The following is a 25,090-nucleotide window of genomic DNA, read 5'->3' on the forward strand; positions in this document are numbered from 1 at the left end:
CCTCGCGGCGGCGCGTTTCAGCCTTGGGGCGGAGTAGCTCAGCTGGTTAGAGCAGCGGAATCATAATCCGCGTGTCGGGGGTTCAAGTCCCTCCTCCGCTACCACCTTCTATCAAGCGTCAGATCGAGATCCCGGGCGCCAGCAGGCAGCTTGACGCTGTCTCGCTCAGCGATTCCCGCCAAAGCGGAGGGACTGCGCGTTGTGCGCAACCAATTCAGTCCCCAAAGGTTAACGCAACGATAACGATGGACGGGGATCGAGATCAGTTGGTTGGCGTGTTGATCCTGCTGGCGCTTGCGTCGCCCAATGCGTCGGTGCCGTTGCTCGATGCGACGGCCGCACGATCACTCGACGAGTTCGGTGCCTGTTTCACCAAAGCCGAGGAAGGCGTGGGGCGCGCCTGGGCATTTCTGCCCAACGGGCGCGGCGGCACTTTCACCGATTCCGGGGCACAAGGGTTGCCTGGCTCGTATTGGCTCCAGGTTCGCGGCGTGGGTGCGGCGACCCGGATCCGGCTGTTCGCCGCGGAAAGCAACCACAGTCCTTCAAACCCAATCAAGGCTGTCGAGCAGTGTCGGTAATCGCGGCCTTGTCAGCATCGCCAGGCCCGCGGGTCGGGCGCCGCGGCGCCGCTGCGATAGGCGGCATCGCTGTGGCGACGGCGCTGTCGGTCGCGATTCTGTCCGATTCCAAGTTGGGGCGCGCCGTGGGCGACGGCGTCAGCAGCAGCATCGAGAGCGTCAAGACGGTCGCGGCCATGCTGGCGGAACGTTCGCCGGGAGAGCGTCCCGACGGTGCGCTCGTCAACCTCAAGCCCAAGCGCCAGAGCGCTCTTCACGAGCGCGCGCTGCCCAAGGTGCGCGGACCCGCGGCGATCCCCTATGAGGCGCTGGTCGCGGCACCGCCCAATCCCGTAATCGCACCGCCACCCAAAGCGCCCCTGTACAATGTCGTCGCGGGCGGCCCGCCGGTTGTGATTGCACCGACGACTGGCGTGGTTCCAGGCACGCCGGGAGGACCGCCGGTCCTCACGGATATCCCGCTGCCTGGTGGGGGCGGAGGCGGAATCTTCTCGCCGCCGGTTGTCGCGGCTGCGCCCGACACGCCTCCCATACCGGTGACGCCGGTGCCGGAGCCGGCAGCATGGGCGATGATGCTCGTCGGCCTCGCGCTGATCGGCCGCGTGCTGCGCAAGGACGCGGCAGTTCTGCGGCGGGCGATCGGCTAGACGATGAGGGGCGGGGTCATTGCCGTCGCGGCCGCTGTGGTAGCTGCGAGCGCCGCGGCCTGGGCCTTTGCACTGCCTGACAGGGGAACGAGCATCGAGGCTGCGGCACAAGCCGCGTCTGCATCCGGGCCGGCGGGGCACGATCGCCTGTTCCTGACCAAGGCGCAGCTCGACCAGGCGATTGCCAGCGGTACGCTCGATCGGCCAGTCAAATCACTCTTGGCCGTCCGGGTGCCGCTGCATTTCGGCGATTATTCGTGGAATGACCGCGGCGTCCCCGCCGGTACGACCTGGCTCCGCATCGATCTTCGCTCTCAGCTTATTTCCGTCTTTCGCGCGGGGCACGAGATCGGCACAGCGGTGATCGTCTACGGCGGCGACAACAAGCAGACGCCCGCGGGCAAACTTCACATCCTCGCCAAGGCCCAGAACCACCGGTCGTCGCTTTACGACGCGGCGATGCCGTACACGCTGCGTCTCACCGGCGATGGCGTCTCGATCCACGCCAGCAACGTCAGTTGGGGCGCCGCGACTCATGGATGCATTGGTGTCCCGATGCCGTTCGCCGAGCGGCTGTTCAATGCGACCCGGGTCGGCGACGAGGTCGTCGTCGTCGGGCTCCCGCTCCGCGCGGCGACAGCGTAAGCGCGCCGTTAACCATAAGCCGTAACCCGAGCCCAAGGCAGCCGCCGCTACGCATGCCTCTCTCGAAGAGGGGCTTCCGTGCAGGCGAAAATCCGCTTTACCTTGTTACTGGCTGTATTGCTGTGCAGCCCGTTGCTGATCGGTGGCACCGTGCAGCGCGCCGACTTCAATGCGCGGCTTCTGGCGGCGCACAACGCCGAGCGAGTGCGGCTGGGAGTCCCGGCGTTGGCCTGGGACCCGGCGCTCGCCGCCGATGCGCGTGGCTGGGCCGACGAGCTCGCGGCGACCGGCCGCTTCGAACATTCCGTCGACGCGCCCGGCAGGCCGATTCAGGGCGAGAATTTGTGGGCGGGAACTCCGCGCGCCTTTGCGCCCGAAGCGATGGTCGCGCTCTGGGCCGCCGAAAAGGCCGACTATCGTCCCGGCCTGTTTCCCAACAACAGCCGCTCGGGCGATGTCGAGCGTGTCGGCCACTACACCCAGCTAATATGGCGCGGGTCGCGCCGTGTCGGTTGCGCCACCGCGGTTGGACGGCAGGAGGAATTCCTCGTCTGCCGCTACAGCGAAGCCGGCAACATCACCGGTCAGCGCCCCACCTGAGCGAAGGCCGCCGCCAGGTCCGCGATCAGGTCGTCGGGGTCTTCCAGCCCGATATGCAGGCGGACCAGGTTCCCCGCAGGCGCTTTTGACACCGTGCGCACCGGGTCGACCGGCAGCACCAGGCTTTCATAACCGCCCCAGCTGAACCCGATACCGAACAGCTCGAGGCTGTCGACGAAGGCAGCGCGCCGCTTAACGTCGGCGTCCTTCAATTCGAACGAGAGCAGGCCCGACGAGCCCTTGAAATCGCGCTTCCAGAGCTCGTGGCCGGGGCAGTCGGGCAGGGCAGGGTGCAGCACCAGGCCAACCTGCGGCTGCTCCTTCAACCAATGGGCGATTTTTAGCGCGCTCTCCTCATGCTGCCGGAGCCTCACGGCGAGGCTCCTCAGGCCCCGTGAGCCGAGCCAGGCGTCGTCGGGCGACACCGAATGCCCTAGATCCCAGCCCGTCTTCTGCAGGTGCGCGAAATGGGCCGCACTCGCGGTTGCGGCGCCGAGCATCACATCCGAGTGCCCGCCGACATATTTGCTGAGCGCGAGGATGCTGATGTCCACGCCCGCCGCGAGTGCGGGAAAGAGAAACGGCGAGGCCCACGTATTGTCGAGCAAGGTCACGATCCCCCGCTCGCGGGCGGCCGCACAGATTGCCGGCACGTCCTGCACTTCCATGGTCAGGCTGCCTGGGCTTTCGAGCAGGATCGCGCGGGTGCGGTCGGTGAAGAATTCGGCAATCGCGCTTCCAACCATCGGATCGTAATATTGTACTCCGATCCCCAGCCGCTTCAGGATCGTGTCGCAGAACTTCCGCGTCGGGCCATAGACGCTGTCGACGACGAGCAGCTCATCGCCCGCAGAAAGCACGGCGAGCAGCGCCCCCGTGATGGCGGCGAGCCCCGACGAGTAAAGCGCCGTTCCGGCACCGCCGGGCTCCAGCTCGGTCAGCGCTTCCGACAGCGCCCAATGAGTCGCGGTGCCTTGAAGCCCGTAATTATGCTGGCCCAGCCCCGGCCGTGCTTTTCGAAGCTCGTCGACGTTGTCGAACAGGATCGTCGAGGCGCGCTCGACCGGGACGTTGACCAGCCGCCCGCGCCATTCCTTGCGGCGTCCGCCGGTGACGAGCTTGGTTTCCGTGCCTGTCTTGCGATCGGTCATTCGCTGCCTTCAGGAAGGCGGTCGCTACGCAAGCAGGAAGCGGGACGATTCCCCAATCAACTCACAGCCCGGCGCGATCGTCCGTGCTGGAGTAGGGTTGCTCCTGGATCGTCGTGTCGATGTCGGCGAGATTGTAGAAGATGCACCGCGACAAAATGCCGCTGATGAGCAGGTAGGCGGCAAGAACCCACATGACGATCGTGGCCACGCCTGGAAGCACGCCGAGATAGGCGAGGGCCGCGAGCACAACTCCGACGACGATTCGAACTATCCGGTCTTGCCGTCCGACATTTTTGGCCATTGCCGCTATCCTCTTGTCAGTACCGAGATTCCTCTTGGTCCATGATAGGCCGGAACCAACATGAAGCAACGGTCGCGTTGCGCCTTGCTCGGCTGCCGGGGCTGATCACTTAAGTCTGGGGTCGCGTCAACAGAGTTCATGAAAAGCAAACGCCCGGATCGACCAGCGATCCGGGCGCCTTGCGTGACGATTGCTCGTCAGCCCCCTTGGATGTCGTCGCGGCGAACGTCCCCAGTCGCTCAGCCGCACCCCGAACTCGACCCAAGCCCAGCTCGTTTGGACTGCGAGTGACTAAGCGCGCCCGGGCCGCCTTGTCACGGCTGGAAATTGATTGAAGTTGCTTTTGTGACCCGCTGTGTCGGTGCAGCCACAGGGAGGTGCGGTTGCAAGTCGCGATCAATGGCCGCTAGAGCCCGCCCCCATGCGCTGGTCCCGTGCCTTTCTTCCGGTCCTCAAGGAAAGCCCTGCGGACGCCCAGATCGTCAGCCACAAGCTGATGCTGCGCGCTGGCCTGGTGCGCCAGACCGCCGCCGGGATCTACGCATGGCTGCCGCTGGGCTTCCGAGTCCTCAAGAAGATCGAGCAGATCGTGCGCGAGGAGCAGGACCGCGCCGGCGCGCTCGAGATGCTGATGCCGACGCTGCAGTCGGCCGAGCTGTGGCGGGAAAGCGGCCGCTACGACGCTTATGGGCCCGAAATGCTGCGCATTCGCGACCGTCACGAGCGCGAAATGCTCTACGGCCCGACCAACGAAGAGATGATCACCGCGCTCTTCCGCGACGACGTCAAGAGCTACCGCGACCTGCCACGCACGCTCTACCACATTCAGTGGAAGTTCCGCGACGAGGTCCGCCCGCGCTTCGGCGTGATGCGCGGCCGTGAGTTCCTGATGAAGGACGCCTACAGCTTCGACCTAGACGAGGCCGGCGCCCGGCAGAGCTATTACACCCAGATGCTCGCCTATCTGCGCACCTTCCAGCGCATGGGCATCCAGGCGGTGCCGATGAAAGCCGCATCCGGTCCGATCGGCGGCGACCTCAGCCATGAGTTCATCGTGCTGGCGCCGACCGGCGAGAGCGAAGTCTTCTACGACGCCGCTTACGAGGGCTTCGACTGGCAGCAATCGAATTTGAGCTATGGCGATGAAGCTGGCCTGCAGGGCCTGTTCGACCGCGTGAACTCGACCTACGCCGCGACCGACGAGACGCACGACGTCGCCAAATGGGAAGTGCTGCCGGAAGACAGCCGACGCACCGGGCGCGGCATCGAGGTCGGGCATATCTTCAATTTCGGCGACAAATATTCCGCCGCGATGGGCCTCAAGGTGTCGGGCCGCGACGGCAGCCCGGTCACGCCGATGATGGGCAGTTACGGCGTTGGCGTCTCGCGGCTGGTCGGCGCGATCATCGAAGCGAGCCATGACGAGGCCGGCATCGTCTGGCCTGAGGCGGTCGCGCCGTGGCGCGTCGGGCTGGTCACCATGCGCGCCGACGATGAACCGAGCGCCGCTGCCGCAGAGGCGATCTACACGCAGCTCAAGGCGGCCAGCGTCGAGACGCTCTACGACGACCGCGATGAGCGCGGCGGGGTCAAGCTCGGCTCGATGGATCTCATCGGCCTACCCTGGCAGGTCATTGTCGGTCCGCGCGGAATTGCGGCCGGCACCGTCGAGTTAAAGCGCCGTTCAACCGGCGAGCGCGAGGAGCTAAGTATTGAAAGCGCCCTCGCGAGACTGACGTCATGATCCTCAACCGTGCCGAGCGGATGCTCGCCCGACGTTACCTGCTGCCCGGACAGGGTGAAGGCTTCATCTTCCTCGTCGCCAGCATCAGCCTGCTTGCGGTGGCGCTCGGCGTGGCCGCGCTGATCATCGTGATGAGCGTGATGAACGGCTTCCGCGCCGAGCTGTTCGACAAGATCGTCGGCCTCAACGGCCATGCGGTCGTCCAGGGCTATGACGGGCGGCTAGGCGGCTGGGAACAGATTGCCGACGCCGCAAAGAAAACGCCGGGAGTCACCTCGGCCGTTCCGCTGATCGAGACGCCGCTCATGGCGACCGCCAACGGCCGTTTCGAAGGCGCACTGGTGCGCGGCATGCGCGTGTCGGACATCCGCAGCAACAGGACGATCATGGGCGGTGTCGTGGCCGGTGACATGCGGTCGGTGACACCTGGTAGCGGCAAGGTCGCGATCGGCTCGCGCCTCGCGGATACCCTCGGTGCCTATCCCGGAAGCCAGATCACTTTGTGGAATCCCGAAGGCCGCTCGACCGTGATGGGCACCGTTCCGCGTGAGGTCACCTACACCGTCGGCGCGGTGTTCGAGATCGGCGTCTACGATTACGACAAAGCGTTCGTTCTGCTGCCGATGCAAGACGCGCAGGAACTGCTGCTGATGGGCGATCAGGTCGGCATGGTCGAGATCCAGACCACCAATCCGGATCGCGTCGACGAGATCATCGCGCCGATCCGGCGCATGGTCCAGGGACGCGGCGGCATCGTCGACTGGCGCCAGATGAACTCGGCTTTGTTCCAGGCGCTCGAGGTGGAGCGCGTCGCGATGTTCGTCGTCCTGTCGCTGATCGTGCTCGTCGCGGTGTTCAATATCCTCTCCTCGCTGATCATGCTGGTTCGCGCCAAGACCCGCGACATCGCGATCCTCCGCACCATGGGCGCGAGCCGCCGCGGCATGATGAAAGTGTTCGTGACGGTTGGTGTCACCATCGGCTCGCTGGGGATCGTGCTCGGCATCGTCCTCGGCGCGATCTTTCTCTATTTCCGCCAGGACGTCGTCGACGGCATCCAGGCGGTGACCGGCCAGAATCTATGGGATCCGTCGGTTCGGTTTCTGACCGATTTGCCGGCCAAGCCCAATCCAGTGGAGATTGTCGCCATCATTTTGACCGCGCTGGTGCTGTCGTTCCTTGCGACGCTCTACCCGGCGTACAAGGCGGCGAGCACCGACCCGGTCCAGGTGCTTCGCTATGAGTGAGCCGGTTCTGGTCACCCGCGACCTCAAGCGCAGCTTCGTCCAAGGCGATGTCACGATCGAGGTGTTGCGCGGCGTCGATCTCGAGGTGGCTCCGGGCGAGATCGTCGCGCTTCTCGGCCCGTCCGGCTCCGGTAAGTCGACCCTGCTCCAGGCGGTCGGCCTGCTCGAGGGCGGGTTCCAGGGCTCGATCCGCCTCGCAGGCGAGGAGGCGTCGCGGCTCGACGACGAGGGCCGCACCCGCGTGCGCCGGGAGCTGCTCGGCTTCGTCTATCAGTTCCACCACCTCCTGCCCGAGTTCAACGCGGTCGAGAACGTCGTCCTGCCGCAGCTGGTGAAGGGCACGCAGCCGGAGGCCGCGCGCCAGCGGGCGCGGGAACTGCTCGGCACGCTGGGGTTGTCGGAGCGGCTCGATCATCGGCCGGCAAGGCTCTCTGGCGGCGAGCAGCAGCGCGTCGCTGTCGCCCGAGCGCTCGCCAACAAGCCCCCGCTGATCCTCGCCGACGAGCCCACCGGCAACCTCGACGAGCATACCGCCGACGTGGTCATCGCCGAGTTTCTCCGCCTCGTGCGGGGCGAGGGGACAGCCGCGCTGGTCGCGACCCACAATGAGCGCATGGCGGCCAAGATGGACCGCGTTGTGCGCCTTCACGAGGGGCGGCTCGAATAGTGGAGCCGGACCGGGATCGCCGCGTTCAAGCGCCCGTGCGCAGGCTCAACTGGACCACCATCGCGCTGATCGGCGGCCTCGTCCTGCTGGTGCTCGTCGTCGCTTATTTCGCCACTCGCGGAAACGACGATCAGGACAAATTGACGAACAGCCGGACCTCGATGGCGAACGGGGCGACCAACGAGAAAGCCTGCGCGAGCAAAGCGACCTACGACCTCATCAAGCGCGAGCTGTTTCGCCGGGCGGCACAGCTGCGCGGGAGCGATCAGGCCGCTTATGATCGGCTTTCCGCCTACGCCGTCGTGCGCATGGAAAATCCGGTGATGGAGAGCGAGGATCAATCGACCCACGCGGTAAATTGCTCGGGCTCGCTGTCCCTCGACCTGCCGCCGGGCGTGGCGGTTGTCGGCGGGCGCCGAACCTTGTCGTCGGATGTCGACTATAGCGTGCAGCCGGCCGCGGACGGCAGCGGGTCGGTCGTGCTGTTGCGCAACGCGGACGCGATCATCACGCCGCTCGCGACACTTTCGCGGGTCGCGCAAGCGCCGCCTGCGTCAAGCGCGCCAGCGGAGCAGAATGGCATCGCTCCGCAAGCGCTAAGTGGCGGTGCAATCCAGACACCGCTGCCACCGGCCGCACCGCAGACGCCCACCGCGCGGCCCAGCTCCGGCTGCGCCAACGCCCGGTCGAGAGGCGAAATCGCCGTCTGCGGCGACAGCACATTGGCGGCCCTCGATCGCGATATGTCCATCGAATACGGCCGCGCGGTCGGCGTCGCCACGCCCGAGCAGCGCGACCAGCTCCGCCAGACGGCGCAGCGCTTCTATGCCTATCGCGACCGCTGTCCGGACCGCCAATGCATGGCGGCCGCTTACGCTGGCCGCGTGCGCGAGATCCGCGACATCATCGAGGGACGTTGGCAGGCGCCGCGCTAATTTGGGGATAAGTGACCGCCGCGCGCTTTCCTGATCCCGGGGCGTATCCCATAAACAGACTGTGACTCAGCCGTACGTTCCGCTCCGCGTCTTCTCCTCCTTCACCATGCTCGAAGGCGCGATGGAGCCCAAGACGATCGCCGAGCGCGGCGCGAAGCTCGGCTTCCCCGCCGTCGCGCTGACCGACCGCAACGGGCTCTATGGCGTGATGCCGTTCAGCGAAGCCTGCTTCGCCAAAGGCGTGCAACCGATCGTGGGCGCGATGCTCGCCGTGTCTCGGCCCGCCGACCTTGGCGGTGAGCAGCGCATCGACTGGCTGGCCCTGCTCGCCAAGGACGATCAAGGCTATGCGAACCTCTGCAAGCTCGTCTCCGCGGCGCATCTCGATCGACCCGTCGAGGAAGACCCGCACGTCGAATTCGAGCGCCTGAAGGACTTCGGCGAGGGCCTCATCGCGCTCACCGCCGGCCGCGAAGGCGCGCTTGCCCGGCTGATCGCGGATGGCCAGCAGATCAAGGCCGCAGGCTATCTGGACCACCTCCAGGCACTGTTCCCCGAACGCCTGTACGTCGAGCTGTCGCGCCGGCACGATGCGACCGAGGAAGCCGCGGAGGCGTCGCTTCTCGACCTCGCTTATGCGCGCGACCTGCCGTTGGTTGCGACCAACCCCGCGGCCTATGCCGATCCAAGCTATCACGCCGCGCACGACGCCATGCTGTGCATCGCCAGCTCGGCCTATGTGGAAAGCAGCGACCGCGTCAGCTCCTCGCCCGATGCCTGGCTCAAGGATAGCGCCGCGGTAGCCGAGCTGTTCGCCGATTTGCCCGAAGCGATCGCCAATACGGCCGTAATTGCGCGGCGCTGCGCCGTCGCGGCCCCCAACCGCAGGCCAATCCTTCCGCGGCTCAGCGACAATGAGGATGAGCAGCTCCGCCGCGACGCCCATGCCGGGCTTGCCGTGCGGCTCGAGGGCCGCGCCGCCGAGGACCAGCAGCACTACCGCGAGCGCCTCGACTATGAGCTCGAGGTGATCACCGGCATGGGCTTTGCGGGTTACTTCCTGATCGTCGCCGACTTCATCAAATGGGCGAAGGCGAACGACATCCCGGTGGGGCCCGGCCGCGGTTCCGGCGCGGGCTCGGTCGTCGCCTGGGCGCTCACCATCACCGACCTCGACCCGATCGCGCTCGACCTGCTGTTCGAGCGGTTCCTCAACCCCGAGCGCGTGTCGATGCCCGACTTCGACATCGACTTCTGCGAAACCCACCGCGACAAGGTCATCCAGTACGTCCAGCGGAAGTACGGACGCGACCGGGTCGCGCAGATCATCACCTTCGGCCGCCTAAAGGCGCGCGCGGTGCTGAAGGACACCGGCCGTGTCCTGCAGATGAGCTACGGGCACGTCGACCGGCTCGCCAAGCTCATCCCCAACCATCCAACCGATCCGTGGACGCTCGAACGGTCGTTGAACGGCATTTCGGAGCTGGCCGCCGAGTACAAGGCCGAGCCCGAGGTGAAACGGCTGTTCGACCTCGCGATGAAGCTAGAGGGCCTGCCGCGCCATGCTTCGACCCACGCCGCCGGCGTGGTCATCGGCGACCGGCCGCTCGACGAGCTCGTGCCCCTGTACCGTGACCCGCGCTCCGACACGCCCGTCACCCAGTTCGACATGAAATATGTCGAGGCGGCGGGGCTGGTGAAGTTCGACTTCCTCGGCCTCAAGACGCTCTCGGTGCTGAAGGAAGGCCGCCGCCTTCTAGCGGAGCAGGGGGTCGAGGTCGATTTCGAGAAGCTGCCGTGGGACGACCCGACGGTCTACGAGCTGATCCAGCGCGGCGATGCGGTCGGTGTGTTCCAGCTCGAATCCGAAGGCATGCGGCGGACCCTGGCGGCCATTCGCCCGACCAGCTTTGGCGACGTGGTTGCGCTCGTCGCGCTCTATCGGCCCGGCCCGATGGACAACATCGGGATGTTCGGAGACCGCAAGAACGGACGGACGAGGATCGAATATCCGCACCCTTTGCTCGAGCGCATCCTCGCCGAGACCTACGGCATCTTCGTCTACCAGGAGCAGGTGATGCAGGCGGCGCAGCTGCTCGCCGGCTACACGCTTGGACAGGCCGACCTGCTTCGCCGCGCCATGGGCAAGAAGATCCAGTCCGAGATGGACGCCCAGCGCGAGACCTTCGTCAACGGCTGCGCGACCCACAACAACATCCCGCCGGCCAAGGCCGAAGAGCTGTTCGACTTGATCGACAAGTTCGCCGGCTATGGCTTCAACAAGAGCCATGCGGCCGCCTACGCACTGGTCGCTTACCAGACCGCCTGGCTCAAGGCGCACCACCGCGCCGAATTCTACGCCGCATCGATGAGCTTCGACCTGGCGCTCACCGACAAGCTCGGGATTTTCGTCGAGGACATGCGCCGCGGAGGGGTCGAGTGCCTGCCGCCCGACATCAATGCGAGCGACGCTTTCTTCACGGTCGAAGACGGAGCGGTCCGCTATGCGCTCGGAGCGCTCAAGGGCGTCGGCGAGAAAGCGATGGAAGCGCTGGTTGAGGAACGCGAGCGCGGCGGGCCGTTCACCAGCCTCGAGGATTTCGCGGCGCGCATCGATCCGCGTCTGCTCAACCGCCGCCAGCTGGAAAGCCTGGCCGCGGCGGGCGCCTTCGACAGCATCAAGCCCGAGCGCGCCGCGGTATTCGCCGCGGCCGAGACGATCCTCGCCCACGCGGCAAGCGCGCACGACCAGCGGACCAGCGGCCAGGCGGGTCTGTTCGGCGCCAATTCGGCCGAGGCCGCGCCGATCCGGCTGCCGCGCGACGCCGGGTGGACGCTCGCCCAGCGCATGGCCGCCGAGCGCGACGCGTTCGGTTTCTATTTCTCGGCCCACCCGGTCGACGCTTCCCGGCACCTGCTTGCGGCGCACAAGGTCAAGACCTTCGCCGAAATCGCGGAGACCTATGTCGCGGAAGGCGAGCGGGTGGGGTCGACCATGGCCGGCCTCGTCGAGGAGGCGCGCTGGCGCACGTCAGCGAAAGGTCGCCGCTACATGATGGCGACGCTGAGCGACCGCAGCGGCCAGTTCGTCGCGACCGCATTTGACGACGAGGTCACCGCAGCACTCGAAGAGGCGGCGAAGGCCGGACAGTGCGGATTACTGAGCGTCGAGCTCGACCGGCGGGCCGGCGACGAGACGCCGCGGGTGACCGTCAAGCGGTTCCAGCCGCTCGCCGACCTTGCCAGGCGCACGCGGCTGCAGATGACCGTCCGCGTACCGGACAGTGGAGCGGCGGAGCGCATCGCCCGCGAACTGGCGGAAATGCGAGGATCGAACGGCCTCGTGCGCTTCATCGTCCCGATGTCCTCGGGTGGAGAAGCAGTCATCGTCGCCGGCCGCGATTTTGCGCTCGATGCCGAGATCGCCGCCCGGATCGAGCGCATCAGCGGCGAGGGGAGCGTCGACCTCTCGGTCCAAGAGCCGCCGAAGCTCGCCCTCGTCGGCTAGGCTCAGGCCATCCAGAAGCCGTCGCGGTTCACGAGGCTCGTGACGCGCGCGTTCTGCTCCTCGCTCAGCTCCTTCTTGAAGCTGGGAAAGACCTGCTCTTCCTCCATGTGCGCATGGCTAGCGACAAGCTGCCGGAACTCGCGAACCTTCTCGAGCCAGGTCGGAGAGTCCGAGCCCATCTTGTTGAGCTCATAGATGAAGGTCTTGATGTAGCCGTGCTCGCCCTCGAGGTGATCGGCGTCGCCCGCCTCGTTCGCCTCGCGCAGCGCCGGATAGACCACCATCTCTTCCTGGTGCGCATGCTTCTCGAGCGCATGGGTCAGCTTCATCAGCAGCATTTTGCGCTTGAATGTCTGCGTCTCGTCGGTCGCCAGCATCTTGTCGAACAGCGCGAGCGCCAGGTCGTGCTCGGTCGCGAGGATCGCGTCCCAGTCGCCGGCGGCCGCTTCCATGCCCTGCATCAGGGCCTTGCGGCCGAAATTTGCTGCGAAGCCGATCGCCACGCCGCCAAGCGCCGCGGCAACCACCGGGCCGGCGCCTTCGCTCCACGAGAATGCGCTGCGTTCGCCGCTGTTGCTCGTGCTGCGGCGATTGCCGCGGCTAGCGCGATTCTCGCTCGAGCTGCTGCTGTTCGACGGGCGGCTTTGGGTACGCGTAACCATAACTCCTCCTCTGCCTGGATTTACCGCGTTAAACGGATAGGGGAGGGGCGGCGTTCCTGTTGCGAACCGCTTTCTGAGCTCGCTTCGGCGCTTTGTCCTAAAGGCTGTTCTGCGACGTCTCCGGCTGCTCGGGCGGCGGGGTGGGCGCGGCCGAATTGGCCGGCGCGGGAGCGGGCTCCAGCGGCTCGGTCGAAGCCGGCGGAAGCTCACTGACCGCATTCTCGAGCGGCGGCAGCGGCTTCTTCGCCTCATACTCCTCGCCCGGCAGCGGCCCGGTCTTCCTGGCGACCGGCGGCGGCGCTTTGTTCACCGGCGCCACGGCGCCCCGGTAAATGCAGCTGTCGAGCCCGTCGCGTCCGACCGTCCCGATCCTCGCGGCGATTATGTTGCCATAGCGGCGCGTGAAGCCCTTGGGGGCGACGGCTCCGCGTTCCTTGGGCAATGGCAACACCGCTGCGATCCGGGCGGCCTCTACCGCGCTCATCGCGCTGGCGTCATGCCCGAAATAGCGCTGCGAGCCCGCGTTCACGCCATAGGTCCCGACGCCGGTCTCGGCGAGGTTGAGATAGACCTCCATGATCCGGCGCTTGCCCCACAAATGCTCGATCAGGAATGTGAACCAGGCTTCGACGCCTTTCCGGGCATAGCCGCCGCCTTGCCACAGGAAGGCGTTCTTCGCCGTCTGCTGGCTGATCGTCGACCCGCCACGGATTCGCCCACCAGACGCGTTGCGCTGCATTGCATTTTCAATGGCTTGGTAGTCGAACCCGTGATGCGAGCAGAACTTCCCATCCTCGGCGGCAATCGCGGCGCGGACCATGTCGCGATCGATCTCGCCAATCGGCATCCAGTCACGATGCGCGCCGCGGCCGGCGACCAGATCGCCGAGCATCGTGATCGTGGTCGGCGGGTTGATGAAGCGATAAGCCAGCACCCACAGGATCGAGGCGGCCACGAACCCGACGATCAGCTTGACGATCCAGCCAAAAATTCGGCCGAGGATCGAGCCCCGCGGCCGCCGGCGCTTGTAGCGCGGAATCGTGGACTTTCGCTTCGCCATTGCGATTGCGTAGCGGATTTGCCCGCGCTGCCAAGACCTCGCCTTGCCGCAGTGCGGCAGCGCATTTACATCGGCTTGAGATGACCTCGACCAACGACATCCGCCGCGGCTTCCTCGATTATTTCGAGAAGAGCGGACACGCGCGGGTGCCGTCGGCGCCGCTGGTGCCTCAGAACGACCCGACGTTGATGTTCGTCAACGCCGGCATGGTGCCGTTCAAGAACGTCTTCACCGGCCTCGAGACGCGGCCGTACAAGACCGCCGCCAGCTCGCAGAAATGCGTCCGCGCGGGCGGTAAGCACAACGACCTCGACAATGTCGGCTACACCGCGCGCCACCACACCTTCTTCGAAATGCTCGGGAATTTCTCTTTCGGCGACTATTTCAAGGATCGTGCGATCGAGCTTGCGTGGAACCTGCTGACCAAGGAGTGGGGCGTCAGCCCGGACCGGCTGACCGCCACCGTCTATCATACCGACGACGAAGCGTTCGATCTGTGGAAGAAGATCTCGGGCCTTTCCGAGAGCCGGATCATTCGCATCCCGACCAAGGACAATTTCTGGGCGATGGGCGACGACGGCCCGTGCGGACCCTGCTCTGAGATCTTCTACGACCATGGCGATCACCTCCCCGGCGGCCCGCCTGGCAGCCCCGAGGAGGACGGCGACCGGTTCGTCGAGATCTGGAACCTCGTCTTCATGCAATATGAGCAGGCGGCGAACGAGATCGTCTCGGAGCTGCCGAGCAAGAGCATCGACACCGGCATGGGCCTCGAGCGCATCGCCGCGGTCCTCCAGGGCGTCCACGACAATTACGACACGGATGTGTTCAAGGCGCTGATCGACGCCTCGCAGTCGCTGAGCGGCAACCATGCCGCCGACATGACCGCGAGCCATCGCATCATCGCTGACCATCTGCGCGCTTCGGGCTTCCTGATCGCGGACGGCGTCCTGCCCGCGAACGAGGGCAGGGGCTATGTCCTTCGCAGGATCATGCGGCGGGCCATGCGCCATGCTCACCTGCTCGGGGCGAAGGAGCCGCTGATGTGGCGCCTCGTGCCGGCGCTGGTCGCCGAGATGGGCTCCGCTTATCCCGAGCTGCTCCGTGCGCAGCCGCTGATCGAGGCGACGCTGAGCCAGGAGGAAACGCGCTTCCGCCAGACGCTCGCGAATGGTCTCAAGCTGCTCGACGACGCGACGGCCGAACTGGGCGAGGGCGGCACGCTGCCGGGCGAGACCGCGTTCAAGCTCTACGACACTTTTGGTTTCCCGTTCGACCTTACCGAGCAGGCGCTGATCGAGCGCGGCCTCAAGGTCGACCAGGCGGGCTTTGACGCCGCCATGGCCGGGCAGAAGGCCAAGGCGCGCGCCGCCTGGAAAGGCTCCGGTTCGAAAGCGAGCGAGGACATCTGGTTCGACCTCGTCGAGGAACATGGCGCGACCGAGTTCACCGGTTACTCGGGTGACGAAGGCGAAGGCGTCGTGCTCGCGATCGTCAAGGATGGCCAGCGTGTGGAACGGGCGGAGGTCGGCGAGACTGTCGAGGTCCTGCTCAACCAGACACCCTTTTACGGTGAGAGCGGCGGTCAGGTTGGTGACAGCGGAAAACTGACGACTCTCAAAGGCTTCGTCGGCGATGTTGAAGACACGTCGAAGCCGCTTGGCAAGCTCCATGTGCTGCGGACGAAGGTCGTGGCCGGCGAGCTTTCGGTTGGTGAAACCGTCCACCAGACCGTCGATGCCGAGCGCCGCAACCGGGTCCGCGCCAACCACAGCGCGACGCACTTGTTGCACGCCGCACTGCGCCGGCACCTCGGCACGCATGTGACGCAGAAGGGGAGCCTGGTGGCGCCTGATTATTTCCGCTTCGACTTCTCGCACCCCAAGGCGCTGACCCGCGAGGAGCTCGAGGCGGTCGAGACGGAGGTGAATGCGCAAATCCGCTCCAACGAGCCGGTGGCGACGCGCCTGATGACGCCCGAAGAGGCGATCGGCGCGGGCGCCATGGCTTTGTTCGGCGAGAAATATGGCGACGAGGTGCGAGTGCTGAGCATGGGCCGCGACATCGACGCGGACTATTCCGTGGAACTCTGCGGCGGCACGCACGTCCGCGCGCTCGGCGACATCCAGCTGCTCAAGATCGTCTCGGAAAGTGCGGTTTCGTCGGGCGTCCGGCGGATCGAAGCGCTGACCGGCGAAGCCGCGCGCCAGTGGCTCAACGATCGCGACGCCAGGCTGCGAGAGGCCGCGGCAACGCTCAAAAGCGCGCCAGACGAGGTCCCGGCGCGCATCGGGGCGCTGGTCGAGGAACGCAAGCGCCTCGAGCGCGAGCTTGCCGACGCGAGGAAGGCACTGGCAATGGGTGGTGGTCCCGGGAGTTCCGAGGCGGTCGCTCCCGAGGACGTGAACGGTCACAGGTTCCTCGGGCAGGTCGTGGAAGGCTTGGATCCCAAAGATTTGCGCGCCGCTGTTGACGACATGAAGAAGCGGCTCGGCTCAGGCATCGGCGCGCTGATCGCGGTGAACGAAGGCCGTGCGAGCGTCGCCGTCGGAGTCACTGACGACCTCGTCGGCCAGGTGAGCGCGGTCGATCTCGTCAAAGCGGCGGTTGCGACGCTAGGCGGGCAGGGCGGCGGCGGCCGTCCCGACATGGCCCAGGGCGGCGGCCCGGAGGGCTCGAAGGCCAAGGCAGCGCTCGACGCGGTTCGCGGCGCGCTGGAGAAGGTCGCGGCTTGATTGACACCGCTTCAGATAGGCTGGCGTTCCTCACCGTCCGGAGCAATAATCGACCCGCCGAATGAGGGGGTGATCATGCGCAAATTGCTTGTTGTCTTGGGGATTGCCGCGAGTCTGACTCCAGCGGCCAGTCTTGCCCAAATGTCGGGAAATGCGCCGTCGGGACCGGCGCCCGACATCCGGAACTCTGATCTGGGCGCGCACGATTCGTTCTCCACGCCCGACATGCACGATATGCTCCTGAAGCAACGCGAGCGCGAATTATCCGACAGGTTGAGCGGTCAAAAATATCTGGGCCGGTCACGGCCGGCGAAGGCGTCGGAGCTGGCGGCGGGTGCACCGGTGAATGACAAGACCGGCGTCGCCATCGCCAGGATCGAGCAGATTGGTCCCGACGGAGTCGTTGTTTCGAGCGCAACCGGGAAGGTGAAAGTCCCAGCCGACGCCTTCGGCCATAACAAGGCTGGCGTGCTGCTGGACATGACCAGGGCGGAGTTCGAGCAGATCGTGAGGAAAGCAAATGCCGGCTCCTAACCGCTCTCCTGCTTGGAATCGCGCAGTCGCAGGCGGCCTAATCTCGGCTCTGAGCTAAGCTCGGCCTCCGCCATGATCGCGGAGCGCAGCTCCGATCTCTTCTCATGGATCGAGGCGATCACCGGGCCCATCGGTGCGCCAACGTCGACGAGCACCGCCTCGGCGAGCTGCAATGATGCTTCGAGCGTTTCCGGCACTGCGTCCGTCACGCCGGCCTTGTAGAGCTGCGCGGCGTGGTCCGTGTCGCGAGCGCGGGCAATGATCGGCAGGTCGGGCATCCCCCCGCGGATACGCCGGGCAAGCTGCGCGACCAGCACCGGATCGTCCATCGTCAGCACCAGCGCTGCCGCGTGGCCGAGATGGAGCTTGTCGGCGAGTTCGGGCCTCCGAACGTCGCCGAACAGCACATGGTAACCCGCCTCCCGGGCATGCGCGACACCGTCGATGTCGCTGTCGACGGCGAGATAGGGCCGCTTGTGGACGATCAGCATGTCCGCGACCATCCGTCCGACGCGTCCGAATCCGAAGATGATCGTGCGGCCCTTGATGTCGCCTTCGATGTATTCATCGACACGGCGTTCATCGACCTTGCCTCCCGCGAACCGGCCGAGCATGGCAAGCAAGGGCGTGATCGTCAGGCCGAGCGCCGTCACCGCCTGCCAGAAGCTCGCCGTCCCCGCAGCGATCGCGCCCGTCGCCGCCGCGGCGCCGATCAGGATTAGCGTCGTCTCCGAGGGCGAGGCCATCAGCAGCCCGGTTTCCGCGGCGGTCCCGGACCGCGAGCCGCTCATGCGCAGCAAGCCGCTGGTCACCAGGGCCTTCACCGCCAGCACCGCCGCAAGTGCACCCACCAGCTGCGGCCAAAGCGCTGCAAGCATCTGCAAATCGATCCGCATCCCGACGGTGATCAGGAAAACCCCGAGGGCCAGGCCGCGAAACGGAGCGGTGATCACTTCGATTTCACTGCGATAGTCGGTTTCCGCGATCACCAGGCCGGCCACCAGTGCACCGACGATCGGCGACAGGCCGAACGCGGCCGTTGCAAGGCTCGCGAGGATGACCGTGAGCAGGCTGACCGCGAGGAACAGCTCGGGACTCTTGGTCCGGGCGGCCTGGGCGAACAGCGGCGGCAACAGATACCGTCCGCCCAGGACCAAAACGAGGACGATTGCGGCGCCTTTCGCCAGCACGAGCGGCAGGCCGCCGATCGGACCTGCGCTGGTCAGGACGAACAGCAACGGGACCAGCGCCAAATCCTCGAACAGGAGCATGGCGAAAGCGGCGCGGCCTACCGGCGAGCTCATGCCCGCGATCGGCAGGACGAGGGCGGTCGACGACATGGCAAGCGCCACCGCCAGCGTCGCCGCGCTCGCGGGAGACTCGGCCGCGAGCCACAGGCCGGTACCGATCAGCACGGATCCCAGCAGCATCTCGGCTGCGCCAATCCCGAAGATCGCCCGGCGCATCGCGAACAACCGCCGGAAGCTGAGTTCCATCCCGATCGCGAACAGCAGCAGGATGATCCCGAACTCGGCGAACGGCTCGATGCCCTCGCGATCCGTGATCGTGACGGGGTTGAGCCAGGGGCGGTGCTCGGCCAGCGCGCCAAGGCCGAACGGTCCGACGACCATCCCGACGATGATGAACCCGATGACCGGCGAGATCTTGAGGCGCGCGAAGGCGGGAATGACGATGCCGGCCGCGCCCAGGATCACCAGCGCATCCTTGAGCGCGTGTCCGCCGAGTTCGCCCGCCATGGATTTGTTGTGCCTTTTTCGTCCCCGCGGCGATAGGGCTGACGTCATGACGCCAGACCATGATCTGATTATCGTCGGCGGCGGGCCGGCCGGGATGATGGCCGGGTTGCTGTTCGCGCGCGCCGGCTGCGACGTGCTGGTGCTCGAGAAGCACGCCGACTTCTTCCGCGATTTCCGCGGCGACACGGTCCACCCCTCGACGATGGAGATCCTCGACCAGCTCGGGATGCTCCAGCGTTTTCTCAAGCGTCCGCACAGCGAGCTCGACAGCGCCGAGCTCAGGATGGCCGGGCGACAGTGGAGGATCGGCGACCTCTCGCACCTCAAGACGCCGGCGCCGTTCATCGCGATGATGCCGCAGTGGGACTTCCTCGATTTCCTGCGCGAGGAAGCCAAGGCCTTCCCCGGTTTTCACTTGAGGATGGAAGCGCCTGTGGCCGGCTTCATCGAAGGCGAGGGCAGGGTTGACGGCGTCCGGCTGACGGGGGGTGACGACCTACGCGCCAAACTGGTGATCGCAGCGGACGGCCGCGCGTCGATTGTGCGTACGATGCTTCCACTCGAGACGCTCGGCGCGCCGATGGATGTCTTCTGGTTTCGAATCCCGAAGTCGCCGGATGAGAAAGGTGGGCTTCGCGGAAACGTCGCCCGCTCGCGCCTGCTCGTGATGATCGACCGGCGCGATTATTGGCAATGCGCCTTCCTGATTCCGAAGGGCGCGGCCGACGCCTATCAGGCAAAGGGCATCGGCGCGATCCGGGACGAGGTCGCCCAGGCGGCGCCCGGCCTCGATGTCCGCGAACTCGACGACATCAGCGATCTCAAGCTGCTCAGCGTGGCGCTCGACCGGCTGACCTGCTGGCATCGCCCCGGCCTTCTCGCCATCGGCGACGCCGCCCACGCCATGTCGCCGATCGGCGGGATCGGCATCAACCTTGCCGTCCAGGACGCGGTCGCCGCCGCCAACATCCTCGCCGGTCCGCTCGCCGCAGGCAAAGACGTCGACTCGCTGCTGCACAAGGTCGAGCAGCGCCGGCTGTTCCCGACGCGCGTCATCCAGGGCGCGCAAAAGCTTGCGCAGGACAGAGTCATCGGGCGCCTGCTTCAGGCTGGCGGGCCGATCGTCAAGGCGCCACTGGTCGTGCGCTTGCTCGACCACTTTCCACTGCTGCGGCGCATCCCTGGCCGATTCATCGGTCTCGGCGTCAGGCGCGAGCGGGTTCGATCGCCAATTGCTCCTCGGCCATCGCCGCCTCGAGATTCCTGACGATCGCCTCGAAGAATTGCTCGGTCGTCATCCACGCCTGCTCCGGGCCGACGAGGATGGCGAGGTCCTTGGTCATCTGACCGGCCTCGACCGTTTCTACGCACACCCGCTCGAGCGTCTCGGCGAAGCGCACCACCTCGGGCGTCTCGTCGAACTTGCCGCGATACTTGAGGCCCCCGGTCCACGCGAAGATCGAGGCGATCGGGTTGGTCGAGGTCGCCTTGCCCTGCTGATGCATGCGGTAGTGGCGCGTGACGGTGCCGTGCGCTGCTTCGGCCTCGATGGTCTTTCCGTCCGGGGTCATCAGGACCGACGTCATCAATCCCAATGAGCCGAAGCCCTGGGCGACCTGGTCCGACTGGACGTCGCCGTCGTAATTCTTGCACGCCCATACGAACTTGCCGCTCCACTTGAGCGCGCTTGCCACCATGTCGTCGATCAGGCGGTGTTGATATTCGATGCCAACTTCGGCGAATTTCGCCTTGTATTCGCTCTCGTAAATCTCCTGGAAGATGTCCTTGAACCGGCCGTCATAGGTCTTGAGGATAGTGTTCTTGGTCGACAGATAGAGCGGCCATTTGCGTCCCAGGCTGTAGTTGAAACAGGCATGTGCGAAGTCGCGGATCGAGGCATCGAGGTTGTACATGCCCATCGCGACGCCCGAGCCGGGAAAGTCGAACACCTCGAAGTCGAGCTCGTCGCCGTTCTCGCCGACCCATTTCATCGTCAGCTTGCCGGGGCCCGGAACGCGAAAATCGGTCGCGCGATACTGATCGCCGAAAGCGTGGCGGCCGACCACGATCGGGTCGGTCCAGCCGGGGATCAGCCGCGGCACATTGGAAATGACGATCGGCTCGCGGAAAATGCACCCGCCGAGGATGTTGCGGATAGTGCCGTTGGGTGACTTCCACATCTTCTTGAGCTTGAATTCCTCGACGCGCGCCTCATCCGGCGTGATCGTCGCGCATTTGACGCCGATGCCATGCTGCTTGATCGCGTTGGCCGCATCGACCGTAACCTGGTCGTCGGTCGCATCGCGGTTCTCGATCGACAGGTCGTAATAGAGCAGGTCGACGTCGAGATAGGGCTGGATCAGCTGCTCGCGGATCCACTGCCAGATGATGCGGGTCATTTCGTCGCCGTCGAGCTCGACGACGGGGTTTTTCACCTTGATCTTGGCCATTGTTGTCCTGCGTTCTGGTTCGCGCCGCGCTCTAGGACCGGCGCCGCGGACAGGCAACCGCGCCGTTGTGCAGCAAGCATGCCGCCACTAAGGAACCCGCCATGCCCAACCTCGACAAGCATGACAGTCCGCTGCCGATGACAACAGTCAAGTGGCGCTTCCCTTCGGTCCATCCGGAAGGCCGGAAATTTGCCGTGGGCGCCGGCGCTGCGGCGCTGCTCGCCTTCGTCTTGCACGCAGGCATCCTCGGCTGGCTCTTGGTCGGCCTGACGATCTGGGTGGCGAGCTTCTTCCGCGACCCGGTGCGCACCACGCCGCGCGGAAATCGCCTGGTGATCGCGCCCGCTGACGGCCTGGTGACGATGATCGCCAAGGTGCCGCCGCCGGCCGAGCTGCGCGGGTCCGACGGGCTGCATGACCCGGATTATACGCGCGTGTCGATCTTCATGAGTGTGTTCGATGTCCACATCAACCGGGCGCCGATCTCCGGACGAATCACGCGCGTCGCCTATGTCCCCGGCAAGTTCGTCAATGCCGACCTCGACAAGGCGAGCGAAGACAATGAGCGCCAACATCTGCTGATCGAAGGCGCCGACGGGCTGAGGATCGGTTTCACCCAGATCGCCGGCCTGGTCGCGCGGCGCATCCTCGCCTTCGTCCGTCAGGGCGACACGGTCGACGCCGGGCAGCGCGTCGGGCTCATCCGCTTCGGCAGCCGGGTCGACGTCTATTTGCCAAGCGGGACGTCGCCGCGCGTGCTGCTTGGCCAACGGGCGATCGCCGGTGAGACCGTGCTCGCCGAGATCGGCGTCGACGTGACCCTGACCGGGATCAGCCAGTGACCGATGAGCGGGATCCCCGGCGGATCCCGTTCCGTGCGATGATTCCCAACGCGGTGACCGCGGTCGCTTTGTGCATGGGGCTGACCGGGGTCAGCCTCGCAATCCGCGGCGAGTGGGAGCGGGCGTTGGGAGCGATCGTCCTCGCCGGCGTGCTCGACGGGATCGACGGACGCATCGCCCGGCTCCTGCGCGCGGAAAGCCGCTTCGGCGCGGAGCTCGATTCCTTGAGCGACAATATCGCTTTCGGCACCGCGCCGGCCTTGATCCTGTTCCTGTGGTCGCTGCAGGCCGCACCGCGCTTCGGCTGGATTGCCGCGCTTGCGCTGGCAGTGTGCTGCGCGCTTCGCCTCGCGCGGTTCAACGCCCGGCTCGACGCCGCCGAGCAGCCGCACAAGTCGGCGGGGTTCAACACCGGGGTACCGGCGCCGGCCGGCGCGGGCCTCGCGTTCGTGCCGATCTATCTGTGGCTGATCACCGGCGACGAGCGGTTCCACGCCTGGCAGGCGGTGATGCCGTGGACCCTGTTCATCGCCGCGCTGATGATCTCGAGCCTGCCGACCTACAGCTGGGCGAGTATTCGCGTCCGCAGCGCCTGGCGGCTCTTCGCGCTCGCCGGAATCGCCTTGCTCGGCGCCGCGCTGATCGTGACTCCATGGCCGACGTTGCTCGGGCTCGCCGTCCTTTACCTGCTGATGATCCCGGTCGCCTTCGCCAGCTACGAGCGGGTCAAGCGGCGGCGCGCCAGATTACGGGCACGCCCCTAGGCTGAGCGTGCCGGCTGCGGCTTTGCCCAGCTGTGACGGAAAGCCGGAGCGGCGACGGCACGTTTTGCCTGCCCTTGAGGGCGGCGGCGATCTTGGCGCCGCTTTCCTCAAGAACCGCCGCACCCACGACCACCAGGAACCACAGGGTGGAAAGAAAGATCAGGGTGCCCATTGCTGCCGTCATCGCATCCTCCTTGGAGGCGGCTATGTTCCTGATTTGTTCTCATGTGTCAAGCCACGGCTTCGCATGAGCGCTGCGCTTGAAACGCGGGGCCGCTTGGGCTAGGGGCCGCCGCATTCCACAGATGGAGCTTACATCCCGGTGCCGGCCGCAAGGCTGGTGACTTGGCTCCATCGAGGCAGAACCGGAAGGAGAAGACCTATGGCGACCACCGTCGTCACGATGCAGCAATTGCTCGAGGCCGGAGCGCATTTCGGCCACCAGACCCACCGCTGGAACCCCAAGATGAAGCCGTACATCTTCGGCGACCGCAACGGGGTCCACATCATCGACCTGTCGCAGACGGTGCCGCTGTTCGCCCGCGCTCTCGACTTCGTCCAGCAGACCGTCGCCCGCGGCGGCAAGGTGCTGTTCGTCGGCACCAAGCGCCAGGCGCAGGACGCGATCGCCGAGTCCGCGCAGGTCTCGGGCCAGCATTTCGTCAATCACCGCTGGCTCGGCGGTATGCTGACCAACTGGAAGACGATTTCCAACTCGATCAAGCGCCTGAAGAGCCTCGAGGAGCAGCTGTCGGGCGACACCGCCGGCCTGACCAAGAAGGAAGTCCTCCAGCTGACGCGCGAGCGCGACAAGCTCGAGAAGAGCCTCGGCGGGATCCGCGACATGGGCGGCCTTCCCGACGTCATGGTGGTGATCGACACCAACAAGGAGGAGCTCGCGATCAAGGAGGCCAACGTGCTCGGCATTCCCGTCGTCGCCATCCTCGATTCGAACAGCGACCCCAGCGGGATCGCTTTCCCGGTCCCCGGCAACGACGACGCCAGCCGCGCGATCCGCCTCTACACCGACGCCGTCGCCCAGGCGATCGGCGAAGGCCGCGCCGGCAATGCCGCCGCGCGCGGGCAGGACGTCGGCGAGATGGCCGAGCCGCCCGTCGAGGCCGCGCTGGAAGCCTGATCTTTTTCCCCTCCCGGGCAGGGAGGGGATTGAGGGGTGGGTCGAACGTCCCCACCTTTCCAACTTGCCAAATACCAACCCCCGGTCCCTCCCTCGCGAGGGAGGGGAGATCAGAGGAAAAATTCAGATGGCTGAGATCACGGCCGCATCAGTGAAGGAACTGCGCGAGCGCACCGGCGCCGGCATGATGGACTGCAAGAAGGCGCTCGCCGAGAACGAAGGGGAAATGGAAGCCGCGATCGATTGGCTCCGCTCCAAGGGTCTTGCCGCGGCCGCGAAGAAGGCTGGCCGAACCGCGGCCGAAGGGCTGGTCGGGGTTGTTGTCGAGGGCAAGCGCGGCGCGGTCGTCGAGGTCAACTCCGAAACAGACTTCGTCGCCAAGAACGAGCTGTTCCAGGACTTCGTCAGGAACGTCGGCAGGCTGGCGCTCGAGCGCGGCACCGACGTCGAGGCGCTGGGCGCCGCCGCTTATCCGGACGGCGGCACCGTCCAGGAGAAGCTGACCGACAATATCGCGAAGATCGGCGAGAACCAGTCGCTGCGCCGCGCCGCGGTGCTCGAAGTGACCGAGGGCGCGGTCGTGTCCTATGTCCACAACCAGGTCGCTCCCGGCCTCGGCAAGATCGGCGTTCTCGTCGCGCTCGAGAGCGGCGCTCCGGCCGAGACGCTCCAGACGCTGGGCAAGCAAATCGCAATGCACGTCGCCGCCGCGCACCCGCTGGCGCTGACGGCGGAGGACCTCGACGCGGCGCTGATCGAGCGCGAGCGGTCGATCGCCCTCGAGAAGGCGAAGGAGAGCGGCAAGCCGCAGGCGATCGTCGACAAGATGGTCGAAGGCGGTCTCGCCAAGTTCCGCAAGGAGAATGCGCTCATCTCGCAGTTGTTCGTGATGGACAACAAGACGCCCGTCGCCGAGGTCCTCGCCGCGGCCGCCAGGGACGCCGGCGCCGGCATCGAGCTGATCGGTTTCGTCCGCTTCCAGCTCGGCGAGGGCATCGAGAAGAAGCAGGAAGACTTCGCCGCCGAAGTCGCCGCCGCAGCCGGCACGTCCAGGGCGGAACCGGTCGCCTAACCACGCGACCGCCGCTAAGCAGTTGGCAACCGGGCGGCTCGGCCATAAAG

The 25,090-nt window shown here is 66.1% G+C and carries 22 protein-coding genes, 1 tRNA gene and 1 pseudogene; 17 read left to right on the top strand and 7 right to left on the bottom strand.

From position 1 onward, the window contains the following. The first annotated feature begins 27 nt into the window (after window positions 1-27). The 5 genes from ACJ8FR_RS11190 (at window position 28) to ACJ8FR_RS11210 (ending at window position 2,473) form a co-directional block, all read left to right on the top strand. Window positions 28-104 (top strand) — tRNA-Met (locus tag ACJ8FR_RS11190). A 174-nt stretch (window positions 105-278) separates the two neighbouring features. Beyond that, complete coding sequence (locus tag ACJ8FR_RS11195) at window positions 279-581, top strand: hypothetical protein (RefSeq protein ID WP_407828702.1); 303 nt, start codon at window positions 279-281, stop codon at window positions 579-581. Continuing rightward, a complete protein-coding gene (locus tag ACJ8FR_RS11200) occupies window positions 572-1,228 on the top strand; it encodes a PEPxxWA-CTERM sorting domain-containing protein (protein ID WP_407828703.1) in 657 nt (218 codons plus the stop codon). The genes ACJ8FR_RS11195 and ACJ8FR_RS11200 overlap by 10 nt, the downstream gene beginning before the upstream one ends. A gap of 3 nt (window positions 1,229-1,231) precedes the next feature. Continuing rightward, window positions 1,232-1,873 (top strand): L,D-transpeptidase family protein, encoded by a 642-nt coding sequence (locus ACJ8FR_RS11205; protein WP_407828704.1) that lies wholly within the window; start codon window positions 1,232-1,234, stop codon window positions 1,871-1,873. Window positions 1,874-1,951: 78 nt separating this feature from the next. Next, window positions 1,952-2,473: a CAP domain-containing protein gene (locus ACJ8FR_RS11210; RefSeq protein WP_407828705.1), complete on the top strand. Its 522-nt coding sequence runs from the start codon at window positions 1,952-1,954 to the stop codon at window positions 2,471-2,473. Here ACJ8FR_RS11210 and metC read toward each other — a convergent pair. Both metC and ACJ8FR_RS11220 read right to left on the bottom strand, forming a co-directional pair. Next, window positions 2,458-3,624 (bottom strand): cystathionine beta-lyase, encoded by a 1,167-nt coding sequence (gene metC, locus ACJ8FR_RS11215; protein ID WP_407828706.1) that lies wholly within the window; start codon window positions 3,622-3,624, stop codon window positions 2,458-2,460. The genes ACJ8FR_RS11210 and metC overlap by 16 nt on opposite strands. Before the next feature lie 61 nt (window positions 3,625-3,685). Beyond that, complete coding sequence (locus ACJ8FR_RS11220; protein ID WP_407828707.1) at window positions 3,686-3,925, bottom strand: YgaP-like transmembrane domain; 240 nt, start codon at window positions 3,923-3,925, stop codon at window positions 3,686-3,688. A 421-nt stretch (window positions 3,926-4,346) separates the two neighbouring features. Here ACJ8FR_RS11220 and proS point away from each other — a divergent pair, with 421 nt between their 5' ends. The 5 genes from proS to dnaE all read left to right on the top strand — a co-directional run bounded on the left by proS (window position 4,347) and on the right by dnaE (window position 12,026). Then, window positions 4,347-5,669: a proline--tRNA ligase gene (gene proS / locus ACJ8FR_RS11225; RefSeq protein ID WP_407828708.1), complete on the top strand. Its 1,323-nt coding sequence runs from the start codon at window positions 4,347-4,349 to the stop codon at window positions 5,667-5,669. Beyond that, window positions 5,666-6,916, top strand: a complete 1,251-nt coding sequence (locus tag ACJ8FR_RS11230; protein WP_407828709.1) for a lipoprotein-releasing ABC transporter permease subunit — start codon at window positions 5,666-5,668, stop codon at window positions 6,914-6,916. The genes proS and ACJ8FR_RS11230 overlap by 4 nt, the downstream gene beginning before the upstream one ends. Further along, window positions 6,909-7,583: an ABC transporter ATP-binding protein gene (locus ACJ8FR_RS11235; RefSeq protein WP_407828710.1), complete on the top strand. Its 675-nt coding sequence runs from the start codon at window positions 6,909-6,911 to the stop codon at window positions 7,581-7,583. The genes ACJ8FR_RS11230 and ACJ8FR_RS11235 overlap by 8 nt, the downstream gene beginning before the upstream one ends. A 35-nt stretch (window positions 7,584-7,618) precedes the next feature. Then, on the top strand, window positions 7,619-8,518 hold the full coding sequence (locus tag ACJ8FR_RS11240) for a lysozyme inhibitor LprI family protein (RefSeq protein WP_407828711.1): 900 nt from the start codon (window positions 7,619-7,621) through the stop codon (window positions 8,516-8,518). Window positions 8,519-8,579: 61 nt separating this feature from the next. Next, window positions 8,580-12,026: a DNA polymerase III subunit alpha gene (dnaE, locus tag ACJ8FR_RS11245; RefSeq protein WP_407828712.1), complete on the top strand. Its 3,447-nt coding sequence runs from the start codon at window positions 8,580-8,582 to the stop codon at window positions 12,024-12,026. A gap of 2 nt (window positions 12,027-12,028) precedes the next feature. On the opposite strand, the gene ACJ8FR_RS11250 is transcribed toward dnaE, so the two are convergent. After that, window positions 12,029-12,688 (bottom strand): hemerythrin domain-containing protein, encoded by a 660-nt coding sequence (locus tag ACJ8FR_RS11250; RefSeq protein WP_407828713.1) that lies wholly within the window; start codon window positions 12,686-12,688, stop codon window positions 12,029-12,031. A gap of 331 nt (window positions 12,689-13,019) precedes the next feature. Continuing rightward, window positions 13,020-13,748, bottom strand: a pseudogene (mtgA, locus tag ACJ8FR_RS11255) (monofunctional biosynthetic peptidoglycan transglycosylase); the annotation flags it as partial. Between the two features lie 80 nt (window positions 13,749-13,828). Between mtgA and alaS the strand changes: the two are divergent. Together alaS and ACJ8FR_RS11265 are read left to right on the top strand one after the other, a co-directional pair. Then, window positions 13,829-16,483 carry an alanine--tRNA ligase gene (gene alaS / locus ACJ8FR_RS11260; RefSeq protein ID WP_407828714.1) on the top strand — a complete coding sequence of 885 codons (2,655 nt, stop codon included), beginning with the start codon at window positions 13,829-13,831 and terminating at the stop codon, window positions 16,481-16,483. A gap of 75 nt (window positions 16,484-16,558) precedes the next feature. Then, on the top strand, window positions 16,559-17,017 hold the full coding sequence (locus ACJ8FR_RS11265) for a hypothetical protein (protein WP_407828715.1): 459 nt from the start codon (window positions 16,559-16,561) through the stop codon (window positions 17,015-17,017). Here the strand turns inward: ACJ8FR_RS11265 and ACJ8FR_RS11270 are convergent. Next, window positions 17,014-18,774 carry a cation:proton antiporter gene (locus tag ACJ8FR_RS11270; protein WP_407828716.1) on the bottom strand — a complete coding sequence of 587 codons (1,761 nt, stop codon included), beginning with the start codon at window positions 18,772-18,774 and terminating at the stop codon, window positions 17,014-17,016. The genes ACJ8FR_RS11265 and ACJ8FR_RS11270 overlap by 4 nt on opposite strands. A 46-nt stretch (window positions 18,775-18,820) precedes the next feature. On the opposite strand from ACJ8FR_RS11270, the gene ACJ8FR_RS11275 reads away from it, so the two are divergent. Continuing rightward, window positions 18,821-20,041, top strand: a complete 1,221-nt coding sequence (locus tag ACJ8FR_RS11275; protein ID WP_407828717.1) for an FAD-dependent oxidoreductase — start codon at window positions 18,821-18,823, stop codon at window positions 20,039-20,041. Here the strand turns inward: ACJ8FR_RS11275 and ACJ8FR_RS11280 are convergent. Beyond that, window positions 19,980-21,224 carry an NADP-dependent isocitrate dehydrogenase gene (locus ACJ8FR_RS11280; RefSeq protein ID WP_407828718.1) on the bottom strand — a complete coding sequence of 415 codons (1,245 nt, stop codon included), beginning with the start codon at window positions 21,222-21,224 and terminating at the stop codon, window positions 19,980-19,982. The two genes, ACJ8FR_RS11275 and ACJ8FR_RS11280, sit on opposite strands and share 62 nt — an antisense overlap. Window positions 21,225-21,325: 101 nt before the next feature. Between ACJ8FR_RS11280 and ACJ8FR_RS11285 the strand changes: the two genes are divergently transcribed. After that, window positions 21,326-22,066, top strand: coding sequence for a phosphatidylserine decarboxylase (locus ACJ8FR_RS11285; protein ID WP_407828719.1), 741 nt, complete (start codon window positions 21,326-21,328; stop codon window positions 22,064-22,066). Window positions 22,067-22,104: 38 nt separating this feature from the next. Then, window positions 22,105-22,830, top strand: a complete 726-nt coding sequence (locus ACJ8FR_RS11290) for a CDP-alcohol phosphatidyltransferase family protein (RefSeq protein ID WP_407828843.1) — start codon at window positions 22,105-22,107, stop codon at window positions 22,828-22,830. On the opposite strand, the gene ACJ8FR_RS11295 is transcribed toward ACJ8FR_RS11290, so the two are convergent. Beyond that, window positions 22,793-23,014, bottom strand: a complete 222-nt coding sequence (locus ACJ8FR_RS11295; protein ID WP_407828720.1) for a hypothetical protein — start codon at window positions 23,012-23,014, stop codon at window positions 22,793-22,795. The two genes, ACJ8FR_RS11290 and ACJ8FR_RS11295, sit on opposite strands and share 38 nt — an antisense overlap. 198 nt (window positions 23,015-23,212) lie before the next feature. Here ACJ8FR_RS11295 and rpsB point away from each other — a divergent pair, with 198 nt between their 5' ends. Both rpsB and tsf read left to right on the top strand, forming a co-directional pair. Next, window positions 23,213-23,968, top strand: a complete 756-nt coding sequence (rpsB, locus tag ACJ8FR_RS11300) for a 30S ribosomal protein S2 (RefSeq protein ID WP_407828721.1) — start codon at window positions 23,213-23,215, stop codon at window positions 23,966-23,968. Window positions 23,969-24,095: 127 nt separating this feature from the next. Then, window positions 24,096-25,040 (top strand): translation elongation factor Ts, encoded by a 945-nt coding sequence (gene tsf, locus ACJ8FR_RS11305; protein WP_407828722.1) that lies wholly within the window; start codon window positions 24,096-24,098, stop codon window positions 25,038-25,040. Window positions 25,041-25,090: the final 50 nt, after the last annotated feature.

Source organism: Sphingomonas sp. (assembly GCF_045810705.1).
Taxonomy (GTDB): Bacteria; Pseudomonadota; Alphaproteobacteria; order Sphingomonadales; family Sphingomonadaceae; genus Sphingomicrobium.